16 protein-coding genes are annotated in these 14,347 nt (G+C 35.4%); 6 read left to right on the top strand and 10 right to left on the bottom strand.

Annotated elements, in window-relative coordinates; all coding sequences use genetic code 11:
• Positions 1–15: 15 nt before the first annotated feature.
• The 5 genes from phnX to ACXKY9_RS06055 all read right to left on the bottom strand — a co-directional run bounded on the left by phnX (position 16) and on the right by ACXKY9_RS06055 (position 5,069).
• Complete coding sequence (gene phnX / locus ACXKY9_RS06075; protein WP_000687366.1) at positions 16–810, bottom strand: phosphonoacetaldehyde hydrolase; 795 nt, start codon at positions 808–810, stop codon at positions 16–18.
• Positions 811–831: 21 nt separating this feature from the next.
• Complete coding sequence (locus ACXKY9_RS06070) at positions 832–2,589, bottom strand: putative 2-aminoethylphosphonate ABC transporter permease subunit (RefSeq protein ID WP_000425518.1); 1,758 nt, start codon at positions 2,587–2,589, stop codon at positions 832–834.
• Positions 2,590–3,591: a putative 2-aminoethylphosphonate ABC transporter ATP-binding protein gene (locus ACXKY9_RS06065; RefSeq protein WP_000006190.1), complete on the bottom strand. Its 1,002-nt coding sequence runs from the start codon at positions 3,589–3,591 to the stop codon at positions 2,590–2,592.
• Positions 3,592–3,611: 20 nt separating this feature from the next.
• Positions 3,612–4,688: a putative 2-aminoethylphosphonate ABC transporter substrate-binding protein gene (locus tag ACXKY9_RS06060; RefSeq protein ID WP_000750895.1), complete on the bottom strand. Its 1,077-nt coding sequence runs from the start codon at positions 4,686–4,688 to the stop codon at positions 3,612–3,614.
• A 228-nt stretch (positions 4,689–4,916) separates the two neighbouring features.
• On the bottom strand, positions 4,917–5,069 hold the full coding sequence (locus ACXKY9_RS06055; RefSeq protein WP_000240799.1) for a hypothetical protein: 153 nt from the start codon (positions 5,067–5,069) through the stop codon (positions 4,917–4,919).
• Positions 5,070–5,217: 148 nt separating this feature from the next.
• Between ACXKY9_RS06055 and ACXKY9_RS06050 the strand changes: the two genes are divergently transcribed.
• Entirely contained in the window at positions 5,218–5,553 is a 336-nt protein-coding gene (locus ACXKY9_RS06050; RefSeq protein ID WP_000726028.1) for a DUF3905 domain-containing protein, read from the top strand.
• A gap of 38 nt (positions 5,554–5,591) precedes the next feature.
• Here ACXKY9_RS06050 and ACXKY9_RS06045 read toward each other — a convergent pair whose 3' ends face one another.
• From ACXKY9_RS06045 to phaR, 5 genes are all read right to left on the bottom strand, one after another.
• A complete protein-coding gene (locus ACXKY9_RS06045) occupies positions 5,592–6,941 on the bottom strand; it encodes a TrkH family potassium uptake protein (protein WP_001204707.1) in 1,350 nt (449 codons plus the stop codon).
• Between the two features lie 23 nt (positions 6,942–6,964).
• Positions 6,965–8,158: an NAD(P)/FAD-dependent oxidoreductase gene (locus ACXKY9_RS06040; protein WP_000772518.1), complete on the bottom strand. Its 1,194-nt coding sequence runs from the start codon at positions 8,156–8,158 to the stop codon at positions 6,965–6,967.
• Between the two features lie 95 nt (positions 8,159–8,253).
• Entirely contained in the window at positions 8,254–9,339 is a 1,086-nt protein-coding gene (gene phaC / locus ACXKY9_RS06035) for a class III poly(R)-hydroxyalkanoic acid synthase subunit PhaC (protein WP_000206336.1), read from the bottom strand.
• A gap of 82 nt (positions 9,340–9,421) precedes the next feature.
• Entirely contained in the window at positions 9,422–10,165 is a 744-nt protein-coding gene (locus ACXKY9_RS06030; protein WP_000250407.1) for an acetoacetyl-CoA reductase, read from the bottom strand.
• A 150-nt stretch (positions 10,166–10,315) separates the two neighbouring features.
• On the bottom strand, positions 10,316–10,798 hold the full coding sequence (gene phaR, locus ACXKY9_RS06025; RefSeq protein ID WP_000566957.1) for a polyhydroxyalkanoic acid synthase subunit PhaR: 483 nt from the start codon (positions 10,796–10,798) through the stop codon (positions 10,316–10,318).
• A 198-nt stretch (positions 10,799–10,996) separates the two neighbouring features.
• On the opposite strand from phaR, the gene phaQ reads away from it, so the two are divergent.
• The 5 genes from phaQ (at position 10,997) to ACXKY9_RS06000 (ending at position 14,328) form a co-directional block, all read left to right on the top strand.
• Positions 10,997–11,449, top strand: a complete 453-nt coding sequence (gene phaQ, locus ACXKY9_RS06020) for a poly-beta-hydroxybutyrate-responsive repressor (RefSeq protein ID WP_000939955.1) — start codon at positions 10,997–10,999, stop codon at positions 11,447–11,449.
• A gap of 42 nt (positions 11,450–11,491) precedes the next feature.
• A complete protein-coding gene (phaP, locus tag ACXKY9_RS06015) occupies positions 11,492–12,016 on the top strand; it encodes a polyhydroxyalkanoic acid inclusion protein PhaP (RefSeq protein ID WP_000448594.1) in 525 nt (174 codons plus the stop codon).
• A 101-nt stretch (positions 12,017–12,117) separates the two neighbouring features.
• The gene (locus ACXKY9_RS06010) at positions 12,118–12,561 is read left to right on the top strand and encodes a MaoC family dehydratase (protein WP_001067916.1); all 444 of its coding nucleotides are present in this window, start codon (positions 12,118–12,120) and stop codon (positions 12,559–12,561) included.
• A gap of 147 nt (positions 12,562–12,708) precedes the next feature.
• Positions 12,709–12,894, top strand: coding sequence for an alpha/beta-type small acid-soluble spore protein (locus tag ACXKY9_RS06005; protein ID WP_001140707.1), 186 nt, complete (start codon positions 12,709–12,711; stop codon positions 12,892–12,894).
• A 114-nt stretch (positions 12,895–13,008) separates the two neighbouring features.
• Positions 13,009–14,328, top strand: a complete 1,320-nt coding sequence (locus ACXKY9_RS06000; RefSeq protein ID WP_000822327.1) for a TrkH family potassium uptake protein — start codon at positions 13,009–13,011, stop codon at positions 14,326–14,328.
• Positions 14,329–14,347: the final 19 nt, after the last annotated feature.

The following is a 14,347-nucleotide window of genomic DNA, read 5'->3' as shown; positions in this document are numbered from 1 at the left end:
GATCCTATTCCCCTTTTATGAAATAATAAGTTCTTGTTTCTCGATATGTTCCATTACGCTTTCGAGTTCCTGCATCGTTTCTATCGTAAAGTGCGCCCCATTTTCAACGAAACGATTGCGAACTACTTCTATTTTTTCACGAAGTTCTACCGAATCCATATTCTCCACTTCCTCTTCCGTTAAACCGAGCTCGCTACTGCCAAGAATTACACCAACTGTCCACATTCCAGCATTTCTACCTTCTTTCATATCTGATACTGTGTCCCCAACTTTTATCATATGGTTCATCGGATACACACCAAGTTCCATTGCATTTTTATAGCACATCCATGGATATGGACGGCCTGCTGGAACATCATCTGGCGTAACAAGAAAATCAGGTTTATATCCTTGTAACGCTGCTTCCTTTGCTACAATATCCATCATTTCTCTCGTATAACCAGTCGTTGAACCAATTTTAATTCCTCTTTCACGTAAAGAAGCAATCACTTCTTTTACTCCATTAATCGGCGAAGCATAGCGCGGTAAAATAGCGAAGAGAATCTCTTCAAATTCTTCATACATCTCCTGAATGTCTGCTTCTGTTGGTAATTGTCGGAAAACACGATTCCACTCACTCGCAATACGAGGCATCTCAGTAAGTGCCCTTACATGATCTATTTTTAATAACCCCATTGGCTTACGAGCTTCTTCTGCTGTAATTGCTACACCCCGTTTATGAAAAATCTCCATGAATACTTCTAGTGGTGCAAAACATCCGTAATCAACTGTTGTCCCTGCCCAATCAAAAATAACTGCTTCAATTTTCATTCTGTCCATCACCTTTCTTACTTATCTTTTTTGCCATTGTGAAGTTCGGTTACGAAGTGCTTTCGTTCCCCATTCATATACAACTCTTACTACAATATTTGTAACAACAATAAGCACACTCATTGCAGCTGCTGGCGCCACATTTCCTGCATCATCCATATTTACGATTGATACGGCAGCTAGTTTAAAATCAGCTGCATATAGGAATACAACTGCCGATACAGTTACCATTGAATTTACGAAGTAGTACATTACCATTTCTAAAATTGCTGGTAAACACATTGGTACCGTTACTCTAAAGAATGTTTTATAAAACGGAATACCCATCGACTGCGAAACAAGCTCAAACTCTCGATCTAATTTCTTTAAAGCAGTCGTTGCCGTGACAAATGTTACAGAATAAAAATGAATGATATTTACTAGTACTAACACAGCGATTGTTCCGTATAAAGAATGAAACGGGTTCGTTACTGATAGTCCCAAAATTTGAATCGTTGGTTGACTAAAGAAAAAGACATATCCTAATCCGAGTACTAAACCTGGTATGGCTAAAGGAACGATAGAGAAAAAGTAACCTGTTTTTCGGAAGAATTGTAGCTGGTCTATTTTCTCAATTGCATATGCAAATACAAATGTTAAAATCGCCCCAATAACTGCTGTAACTGCTGAAACAATTACGCTATTTTTAAATGCTTCAAGTCCATCTCCTGTTAAACTCGAAAAATTAAAATGCTCAAATGTAAAACTCATATTATATGGCCATACTTTCACACTTGCAGCAATACCAACTGCCACAAATAACAGAATGATCATAAATGTAATCACACTACAGTATATGAATGAGATGACATCTCTTTTCTTATTAGCTATTATTCTGTATGGTACTGCTTTTGAAGATAAGAAATTCGCCTGCTTTCTTTGCGTAATACGATCAACTGCAAATGCGAATATAGCTGGGATTAATAAAATCATTCCAACTGTTGCACCCATCGACATATTTTGCTGTCCAATTACTTGTTTGTATACGTCAGTAGCAAGCACATTATATTGTCCACCAACAATTTTTGGTGCCCCAAAATCAGTGAAACTAAGTGTAAACACAACAAACATTGCACTAATTAATCCGTACTTTACACTAGGTAAAGTAACCGTGAAAAATTGTTTTGTTTTACTCGCCCCTAGCATATTAGAAGCTTCATATAAACGATAATCGGATCCTTGAAAGGCAATTAGTAATATGAGAAAGGCTTGCGGAAATGTATACATAACTTCAGCTATTACAATTCCTACTGGTCCATATAAAGGGATTTGTATACCTTCAAATAACCCAAACATTCCTTTCGTTACTAGCCCTTGATTACCAAATAAATATGTAAGTGCTATACCGTGCATCATCGTTGGTGCAAACAATGGTAATAACGCTACATACTGAAATACACGCTTTCCAAAAACATTCGTACGGGCAATTGCATATGCGTAAACGAATGCAATTGAAACTGAAATAATTGTTGTTGCGCCCGAAATCCATACCGTATTTTGTAAAGACTGAACTAAAGTTGGTGTTGTAAAATATTTACTGAAATTCGCTAAACCAATGAAAACTCCATCTTTATTATAAAAAGCTTGTGTAAATAGTTGTAATAGTGGTAATACAAGTATGACAAGGAAGGAAAGAATCATACCGATAATTACAAGCCTTTGGATCCATTCCTCTTTCCCTATACTTCTCTTAATCTTTTTTTTCGCACTTTCTACCTTGTAGTTTTCTAACATCTCCATCTATACAATGACCTTCTTTCCATATGACAACATATGATTTTCTGAGAAAGAGATTTGAATCGGCTTTCCTTTTCTAATATCAGCTACTTCTACTTCTGATGCTAATATATCCACTACAATTTTCTCATTATAAAGGTGTGTGTTTTCTTCTACGACTCGCACTTCCGTTCGATATACAGATCCACGAAATTCCATACTTTCCACAACTGTTTTAATACCGTCCTTTTGTACAATTGTTACATGTTCAGGACGAATTGCATGCTCTTCGTTATTTTTCGAAAAGAAATTAATAGAACCAATAAAATCTGCCACAAACGGATTGGCTGGTCTTTGATAAATCTCCTCTGGTGTTCCAATCTGCATAATTTCCGCATGATTCATTACAACAATTTTATCAGCCATCGTTAATGCCTCTTCTTGATCATGCGTGACCATAATAGTTGTTACTCCTACTTTCTCTTGCAAATCACGCATTTCTCTACGTAACTTTTCACGTACTTTCGCATCTAAAGCAGATAACGGCTCATCAAGTAACAAAATATCTGGAGACAGAGCGAGCGCACGTGCAAGTGCCACTCGCTGCTGTTGTCCACCAGACATTTGAGCAGGATATTTATCTTTTACATTCAGTAAATCTACAAGTTTTAACGCCTCTAGCGCTTTCTCTTTTACTTCTGCTTTTCCATATTTTTTTGTCTTTAAGCCGTATTCAATATTTTCAAGTGCTGTTAAATTCGGAAATAATGCATACGATTGAAACACCATTCCGAAGTTTCTCTTTCCAGGAGGTAATGCTGTAATATCTTTTCCATTCACAGCTATACTACCTGTTGTTGCCTCTTCTAGACCTGCTAAAATTCGAAGCAATGTCGTTTTCCCACAACCACTTGGGCCTAATAAACATACAAACTCATTTTTGTTCACAGTAAAAGAAATATCTTTTAACGCTGTAAATGCATCAAACTGTTTTTGAATGTGTTGAATTGATAAATATTCGCTCATTTTTTCTCTCTCCCACTCACTTACTTTTTCGGTTCTGCTTTTTGGCCAAACTCTTTTTCCCATTTTTCTAAAATTTTGTCACGATTTTCTGCTGCCCACTTAAAGTCATTTTTTTTGTATAACTTTTCTGTTACATCTTTAGGGAATCCATCTGGAAGTTTATAATCATTTTTAATTGTCGCAAATCCATTTTTCTCGAAGTATAACTTCATTACATCATCAGTAATCGCCCAATCTAAAAATGCTTGCGCTAATTTTTCATTTTTTGCATTATCTTTTTTAATAAGTGCGTTCGCTTCTACTTCCCAACCTAATCCTTCTTTCGGCAATACAACTTCAACTGGTGCACCTTTTTGTTTCTCTTTCAAAGCACTATAAACCATTGATACGCCAACTGGATATTCACCCGCTCCTGCTAATTTCGCTGGTTTTGATCCTGAATGCGTATAACTTGCCATATTATCATGAAGTTTCTTCATGTAATCCCAGCCTTTATCTTCACCCATGATTTGTAGCCATGCAGAAACTGTTAAAAATCCTGTTCCAGATGATGCTGGATGTGGCATAACAAGTGTTCCTTTATACTCTGGTTTCGTTAAATCTTCATATGATTCTGGCATCGGTAAATTTTTCTTCTTTAACTCTTCTTTATTTACAGCAATCCCCGTCATAAATGCAGTATTTCCTACCCATTTTTCAGGTTGCTTATCATCTTTAAATTGTGGAAGAACACGATCTGCTCCTTTTGGAGAGTATCCTTTTAACATATCTTTTTTATCTAAAGCTAATAGACTTGATGCCGCAGTTCCCCATACAACATCGGCTTGTGTATTTTTCCCTTCAGCTAGTAATTTCGCAGTAATAACTCCTGTTGAATCACGTACAATGTTCAATTTCACATCAGGATATTTCTTTTTAAAGGAATCAAGATAAATTGGTACAAGCTCTTCTTCAATTGCTGTGTAAACAGTTAATGATCCAGATAATTTGTCATCTTTCACTTTCGCTCCAGCACTTTCTTCCTTCTTTGCACCACACCCCATTAATAACGAAAATACCATTCCAGTCGCTACAGCTTTAAAGATTGTTTTTTTCACTGTTTCTCTCTCCTTTTACAAATCTTATGTACAACTCAAATATAAACAACTAGTGTAAAAGCAGTATTAAACCAACATTAATCTTTTGTTTGTTGTTTGTTTTTGTGTAATACGTTGCTACTTCTATGTTTTTTCGCATTTTTCTGCTAATAGAAAACACTAAATTTACAAATAATTAAAAAAACCTTTATAATCCCACAAAAAAATGAGGCGTTTGTAAAAAACGCCTCATTTTTGTTTCCCTTTTTTTGAATTACGATTCGCATACTTTGCGCTATTTTCTCCTTCATACTCTAATGCAAATTCTGCATCTGGTAAGCTTTCTTTCGGAGTTTTATTATTATTGATTGCCGCATTTTGTTTCACTTTTCTTTTTACCAATACATTCACCTGCTCTCAAGAAATCACTTTCTACTCTAGTTTGAAACAACTTAAAATAATTATTACTGGCAAGTGTTAACAAGTACATAAGAGGCGTTAGATGGAAATACTACATATGAAGAAATCATTATAAAAAGGAGCGATAATTTTGAAGAAAAAAGAAAAGATTCAATCACCCATTTTAGACGAAACGCTCCCGCATCAAATGAATTTTCCATCTTTTAAAGGAACAGGAAAAACGATGCAACAACCTTTTGTGAATCAATATAATGTTGTAATTGGAGACAGTAAATATAATTCCGAGAACAGTCCGCTTAACAATTGGAGTGATGAAGTAGATCCTGCCATTATGGCTGGCGATGAGTGGATCCATCCGACAAATGATATTGGGTGGATTTCAGAAGAAAATCAAGAGTTACTAAAAAACGAAGTGGATAATAAAAATGAAGCTTTTATGCATCCACAATTTGGCATTAACGACTAAAAAACCATTCTACCTAACGTAGGTAGAATGGTTTCATACTATCCAATAATAATCCGCTCTTTCGGGTATTTATAGCGAGGTGGTTGTTCCCTTCCACCACTAGCTAAAATAAATGTTAAAATACCAACGCGTCCGATAAACATAAGCACAATAAGTACAAGTTTCCCAACAGTTGTTAAATCAGGCGTAACACCTGTTGATAGTCCCGTCGTTCCGAAAGCAGAACAAACTTCAACAATTAAGCTCATAAGCGGTACATTTTCCGTAATAGATAAAATGAATAGCGCAGTAGCACATAACAAAATCCCCATCGTCATAACGACAGATGCTTTCAGTACATCCTCTTCATGTAGCTGACGTTTGAAGACTCTAACTGTTCTACCGCCCCTTGCAAAGGTGTATAGTGACAATATACTAACAGCAAATGTAGTTGTACGTATTCCGCCCCCAACCGAACTTGGAGATGCCCCTATAAACATTAATATACTCATAAATAAAAGCGTCGGTTGTGATAATTCACGTATATCCATTGTTGCAAGTCCACCACTTCGCGTCGTCACAGATTGGAATAATGTATAAAATACAGTTTCATGCCATGACTTTCCTACTAAAAAATGATTTCTCTCCAGTAAAAAAATCATAATTGTACCAACAACAACGAGTGCAAAAAATGTTGTTGTCGTCAATTTTGTAAATAATGAAAAACGGAATAATTGTTGTCTCCTTTTACTAAGGAATTGTTTCACTTCCATTAGCACAGGGAAACCAATCGCTCCTAAAATAATTAGTAACATATGAATCATTTGAACAATATAATCTTTTTTATACGGAATTAATGATTGTCCTGTTAAATCAAATCCGCCGTTCGTAGTGGCACTAACAGCTGCAAAGAAACCGTGAAAATAAGCTTCTTGCCAAGTCGGAAAGTAAAGTAAAAATCTTGTCCCCAATAAGATTGCTCCAATAAGTTCTATTGAAATAATTACAATTAAAATAGAACGCATCAATTCTACGAGACCCGATAAATTTCCTTGATTATGGTCTGCCATAATTAATCTTCTTCTTTGCAAACCAATCTTTTTCCCCGTAATGATCCAAACAAATGTCCCAAGCGCCATAATTCCTAAGCCGCCTAATTGTAAAATAAGGGCTAAAACAATAATTCCTGCTGTAGTAAACGTATCTGAAATCGTAATAACAGACAGTCCCGTAACACTTACCGCACTAACCGATGTAAAAAGCGCATCTATAAATGTCCATTTCACACCAGGCTTCGTAACAAACGGTAAACTAAGCAATATCACCGATACAACTACCGCTAATAAATAAAACAAAACGATGAGTTGTACAGGACGTAATTTTTGTAAAAACTTTTTTATATCTCTCATTCCATCACTTCGCTACCTTTTTTCTATCGATTAAATAAAGAAAAATCTTTACTTTCTTTATTTGTAAATAACTGCTCAAATAATTTGGCAAAGACCATTCCATATACAGTTCCATTACCTCCATACGGCAATGCATAAAACAAATTATGTATCTTTTCGTCTTCTTTTAAAATGGGGAGACCATCATGAGTACCACCAAATGCGGCTGCCCAATAGTAGTCTGCCTGTATATTTTTATACTGCGGGAACATCTCTTTTACAATATTAATAAGGATATCACGCTTATGCAATAATTTCGTATCACCAATTGTTTGAATTTGTAGCGCTTCATCTAATCCGCCTACAATAATGCGGTTTCGATACGTTCGAAAATATAAGTAAGGCCGTGCCGTTTCCCAAATTAACGATCGCTCATGCCAGCCTTCAAATTGATCTATTTCATTTGTTACAATTGCATAAGAGGTGTCTACTGTTGTATTTTTTTCTTTCTTTCCAAAAAGCGCCTCATAACCTGTCGCCATAATAATATTCTTTGCTACAATTTGATTTCCTGTTTTCGTGTAACAAATTAAATCATTTTTGCGTTTTTTTATATGTATTGCCTCTGTATGTTCATATATATTAGCTCCCATTTGGTTTGCTTTATGCAAAAAACTATACGCTAGTAAATACGGATTCACCTCAGCATCACCTTGCGTATATAACGCTGCTTGTTTTGCAAAAGAATAACGTTTCTTAATATCAGCTTCTGTAAAATATTCAACTGGAAATCCATAATTCTGTAACGTATTATATTCCTCTTGTAAAAATGAGACATCCTCACTTTTACTTGCATAATATAAACTATTTCGCGGAATAAAATGGGGATTAATATCAAGAGTCGGTATAACCTCTTCCATTGTTCTTAGCGCTTCATAACAAAGCTTATATGCTCGTACCCCTTTTTCTTTACCAAATGTATGGATAAGAGAGGTTAACGATTTATCATGAAGAAATTGTAGTAAACCTGTATTAGCAGCTGTGCTACCACACGCAATTGCTCTTTTTTCAATAAGTGTAACACTCATGCCAATTTTCGCTAACGAATGCGCTATATGAGCACCGGCTTCGCCGCTTCCAACTACGAGCACATCACATATCATATCATTTTCTAACAGTGGATAACAAGGTACAGAAACTCCTGTATTCCAAAACAACTTACCCATCATAAGTTTCATAATTATACTCCTAAAATATAAATTTCTCCTTTCTATGTTTTGTTATTTTTCATAAAAAAATCCAACTAACATAGGCTAGTTGGATTTTTTTATTTTTAATTAGAACGCTCTTCAAGCCAATTTCCAATCGTCGGATATGTTTGTTTTACAGCTGTTCCACCGTAAACGATAGACATATGCCCTGTTGGTAAACATACATATTGTTTATCTGTGCTAGAAATATGGTCTAGTAATGCTTCTACTTGACATGGCAAAGCGATATGATCACGTTTCCCGGAAATATTTAAGACATTCGCCTTAATATTTGCAAGGTCTACCTTTTGTCCGCGAATAACGAGTTCACCCTTAACCAACTTATTATTTTGATAAAAATCACGAATCCACTGTCTGTATGATTCACCTGGGAACGGAATACCATCACCAACCCACTTTTGAACCAATCTCCAGCTTTCGACGAAGCGCTCATTCTCTGAACGATCTACTAAAGCAACATATGGACCAACAAAGTTCGTAATTGGCTTTAACATTTTGTTTCCGAAATCAATCATTTCTGGCGGAATATTTCCAAATGTATCAACCGCTTTATCTAAATTGAAGTATTTCTCATCTAATAAAGGGCCATACAATCCTGTTTCAGAGAAATCAAAAGGACTTGTCATGAAAATTAAATTACGAATTGGCATGTGCGGATGAAGTGCTGCATAAATAGAAGTTAGCGTTCCACCCATGCAATAACCAAGTAAAGAAATCTCGTCCGATTTTGCAGTTCGCATTACTTTTTTTACTGCTTTTGCAATATAATCAAACACGAAATCATCAAATTTCAAATGACTATCTTCTAAACCAAATGTGCCCCAATCAAGCATATACACATCAAAACCACGATCCACTAGATATTCCACTAAACTATTTCCAGGAGTTAAATCCATAATATATGGTTTATTAATAAGAGCATATATTAATAGAATTGGAACTCTTTGTGTTTTTTCTTGTTTTGGAATGTAGCGATAAAGCTTCGTCTTATTCTTCGTCCAAATAACCTCTTTCGGCGTTAATCCGACTTGGGGCTCTGGTTCACGTAATAAAATTTCACTCGCCCTTTTCACTCGGCGGTATGCTTTTCGGTACTCTTCTGGGTATAGCTCTAATTGCTTTTCCCATTCTGTTGCGAATGTAGTCATTTTTCTATCTCCTTTTTGGTCGATTTCCTTCTAAAAAAAGAAGTGCATTCCTGCTATGGATATGCACTTTTTTCTTACTTCATTACATATATAATCCGCCGTTAATGTTTAATTGTTGACCTGTGATATACGCACCGTCACGGCATAGGTATACTACACCTTTTGCAATTTCATCAGCTTGACCAAAACGTTTTTTCGGGATTTTTGCAACGATTTTTTGACGTACTTCTTCTGGTACTTCTGCTACCATTTCAGTATCAATAAATCCTGGGCAAATAGCGTTTACAGTGACATTTGTTTTTGCAAGTTCTAACGCTAATGATTTTGTAAATCCTAACATACCCGCTTTTGCTGCTGAGTAGTTTGTTTGGCCAAATCCACCTGCTTGACCAATAATAGAAGAAATGCTAATAATTCTTCCTTCTTCTGCTTCCGTTATGTATGGAAGAACCGCGCTTGTCGTATTAAATACGCTACTTAAATTCACGTCAATTACGCGCTCCCAATCTTCACGATTTAACTTTTTGAATGTACGATCTCTTGTAATACCAGCATTATTAACAAGAATATCAACTTTACCAAAATGATTCACAGCTTCTTCTACAAGTCGGTTTGCATCTTCTACTTTAGAAACATCCGCTTGCACTGCATAAACGTCATGTCCGTCTTTTCCTAATTCATTTACTAAATTTTCAGCTGCTTCTTTACTGCTATTATAGTTAATAACTACTTTCGCTCCCTCTTGTGCTAATGCTACTGTAATTGCTTTTCCAATTCCTTTTGCTCCACCTGTTACGATTGCTACTTTTCCATTTAATTGAACCATTTCTTTTCCCCCTTAAATGAATTTGTGAACGATTGTTATGAATCATTTTGGTACTCATACTATAGAGTCCATATATAATTATGTTTCGCTGTTTATACACGAAAAGAGATTCTCCCTCTCTCTTTTACATGTTATAAACAAGCGCTTTTATCATTTTTTATTTTCTGGTTTATTCGCAGGCTTTACCTCTTCTTTTACAGGTACTTGTAGTTTAGCTAGTTCTGCATTTTGCTTTTCTAGCAATTCTAAAATTTGATCTACTTTTGTTTCAAGCGTACGAATATCTTGTTTTACTTTCGTCACATCACGCTTTAATGTAGGAGCTTGTCCTAAAGAATCTACTTTCTCCTCTAGAAACTCCTCAATGTTATCTACTTTATTTTCTAAGTTAATAACAAGCGTAGCCACTCTTGCGATATCCTCTTTCGTCGGCACATTTACTTGTTCTAAATAGCTTTTTGTCGTATCATTTAATGCTTTTTGATAAAACAAATTCAAATCTAGAACGCTGCCCATCCAAGCAGAATATTCTTCTGTTTTAATTGTTTCATTGAGCGCTTTTCCCCAAAATGTTTCGGTTTGTTCATAAGCATTTTTCCATGCTTGTAGTGGATCGAATTTTTGATCAATCACTTTACCTACACTCCTTTTTTCGTTTTTGAAACAATTCAACCTATTCACTATTTTCTAATATTCTGAATAAAACTTCAAGTCTATATTTTATTTTTTTCTATTTTCTAACAAATGTGTTGACTTTAAAAACAGATAGGTGTAAATTGCACTTATAAGCAAAAAATTCCATCTAACTGATTCATGAGGTGATGCACAATCATGCTACAAAATGAACCAGAACAACGCGAAAGTTTGGAGAGCAACCAAGCGAAACAACCAAACTCCATGCCAAAAAACTTCTTAGTTCCCTTCTTACTTCTCTGTCTAAAAGACTGGAGTCTTCATGGTTACAAACTTATTCAAATGCTAATGGATATCGGCTTTTCTTCTGTTGACCAAGGTAATGTTTATAGAACACTACGCAAGTTAGAAAAAGAAAACCTTATTTCTTCTACTTGGGATACAAGCGATGGAGGGCCAGCAAAAAGAATTTATTCTTTAACTGAATATGGAGAGCAATATTTAACAACATGTGCGACTTCTTTTGAACATTATCAAAATATGTTGCGAACGTTTTTCACGTTATACACCAATGCATTCTTTCCATTTTCTACTTCTCCAGAAAAGGATGAAAAGGATTCTTCATCTTCACCTGGTGGTACAGCAGAGTAATCTGCGTTCACAATATGCAAAAAAACATTTGGGGGTCAAACAATGGAAACTAAACCATACGAATTAGTCGATGCATTTTGGAAAAACTGGTCTCAATCACTTTCCCTTTTCTCTTCAGCTGGGAAACAGTTAGAGCAACTTACTTTAGAAACATTAAAACAACAACAAGACGCTTTGCATAAGTTAACATCAGGAGTAGATGAACTAGAAAAAGAACTACAACAACTCACTGCTCAGTTCAATAACCAATATACAGATTACGTGAAACAATTAACTGGAAACTCCTTAAATGATCAAATTAACGAGTGGCAAGACAAATGGAAAGAACTTTCTGCTCATATGCATCAGCTTACCGTTTCTCCTACAAAAACTTCTTTGTCAATTCTTACACAAACAAGCGGTCAATTTGAAGAAACAACAAAACAATTTATTGAACAACAACAATTACAACGTGAAGAGGCTCAAAAACAGTTAGAGGGTTTTTTGGAAGAGTTCAAGTCAAAACAGTTGGAACTCGCAAAAAAGTTCGAGGAAAACTCAAAAAATCTATTTACTTCCATCAAGTAAGAAAAATGTGGGAGCTAACCGCAGCACAAACAAAACTCTTTCTTCCTCCTACTACATCAAGATGGCTAACATTTTTCGATATGGAAAAGAAGGAGGACAAAATGAATCCATTTCAAGAAGCACAAACTGTTCCGGAGCTTCGCTATGATGAGATTCAAGTCGGTGATCAAGCATCCCTTACAAAAACAATTACAGATGAAGATGTTATCAATTTTGCAAAATTGACTGGAGATGTGAATCCTATTCACATTTTAGATTCTTTTGCGAAAACGACAATGTTTAAAGAACGTATTGCCCATGGTATGCTCGTTTCGAGTTTTATTTCTACCATCCTTGGAACGAAACTCCCAGGCAAAAATACGATTTATTTATCCCAAAATGTTTCATTCCGTGCCCCTGTCAAAATCGGTGATACACTTCGCGTTGTGGCAGAGGTTATTAAGAAGCGTGACGATAAAAAAATCATTACGTTGCAAACAAATATATATAATCAATCGGATGATATTGTCGTGGAAGGTACAGCGACAATACTAAAAAAAGAGTAGCAAATTTGCTACTCTTTTTTCTATCCAATAACTTCTAATCACACCGATTACTTCCGCGTATGAGCACGCCGGTTCCACATAAAATAACAGTACCAATTCAGATAAGTACTTATCTGGACTGGATTACTCATAAGGATGTGTATCATCATGGCAAAAACAAACAAATTACTAGTTCCAGGTGCTGAACAAGCACTTGATCAATTTAAATATGAAATTGCACAAGAATTCGGCGTAAGCTTAGGGTCTAATACAGCATCTCGTTCTAACGGATCAGTTGGCGGTGAAGTAACAAAACGTCTTGTTTCTTTAGCTCAACAACAATTACGTGGATAATAATATAACATATGGCTTAGAGGCAGATATTCTCTGCCTCTTTCTATTTTTCACATACATAATCGGACTTTTTCACATACTAGTAAGAGCAAACAGAAAGGAACGATATATAACATGAAACGGATTAACATTCGTATGAGTCCTCCCCGCGTTCTTACTTTGTCTTTTATCATGTTATCAATTATAGGTACATGCTTATTAAAGCTTCCAATTGCTACAACAACGTCTATTTCATGGCTCGATGCTTTATTTACAACAGTTTCTGCTTGTACGGTTACAGGACTTGGTGTTGTGGACACTGGAAAAGTATTTACTTTGTTTGGACAATGTATCATTTTAACGCTTATACAAGTTGGCGGGCTTGGTATTATGAGCTTTGCTGTCTTAATTGCGATTATGCTCGGAAGAAAAATCGGTCTTCAAAATCGGATTTTACTGCAACAAGCATTAAATCAAACGAATATAGGCGGCGTCATCCGTCTTGCCAAAGCATTATTTTTATTCTCTTTTACAGTCGAATGTATCGCTACTTTAATTCTTTCTTTTGATTGGGTACCAAAATACGGGGTTACCAAAGGGATCTATTATAGTTTTTTCCATTCAATCTCAGCCTTTAACAATGCTGGTTTTTCTGTGTGGAGCGATAATTTAATGTCCCATTCTCATAGCATTATTGTCAATTTCGTCATTTCCTCTCTCATCATTTTAGGTGGAATTGGTTTTACAGTGATCGTAGACATAAAAAGAAAGAAAAACTTTAAAAACCTTACACTACATTCAAAACTTATGCTCTCTTCTACTCTAATCATCAACATTATTGCTACCCTTTTTATTTTTATATTCGAGTTCCATAACTCCCTTTCTATGAGAGGGTTTACCCCATTTGAAGAAGGAATGGCCTCTTATTTCCAAGCAATTTCAACGCGAACTGCCGGTTTTAATACAGTTGATATTTCTACATTGTCAAAACCTTCCCTGCTATTAATGATGCTACTTATGTTTATTGGTGCTGGTAGTGCTTCAACGGGTGGGGGGATTAAGTTAACAACATTTTTAATCATATTTTTTGGCGTATTTAAATTTTTACAACAACAAGAAGATATTGTCGTATTTAAAAAATCCATTAAAGATACTCTCATTGTCAAATCATTAACCATTACTATTATTTCTATTTCATTTATCTTTTTTGCTATTTTAATTTTGAGTATTACTGAACGAGTTTCTCTATTGATGAGTGCTTTCGAAGTATTTTCAGCATTTGGGACTGTTGGCCTCAGTATGAACTTAACACCCCACTTAACTATAATTGGAAAAGCGATTATTATTTTTATGATGTTTTTTGGGAAAATGGGTCCTTTAACATTGGCATTTTCATTTGCTCGTAAAAAGAACCGAAAAATAAAATATCCGAATGAAGATATTTTAACAGGTTGACAACCGTATAAATTATCCA

It is taken from the genome of Bacillus sp. 2175 (assembly GCF_057812155.1).
Note: the sequence above shows the minus strand (reverse complement) of the source record. Positions and strands in the feature narration are given on the sequence as shown.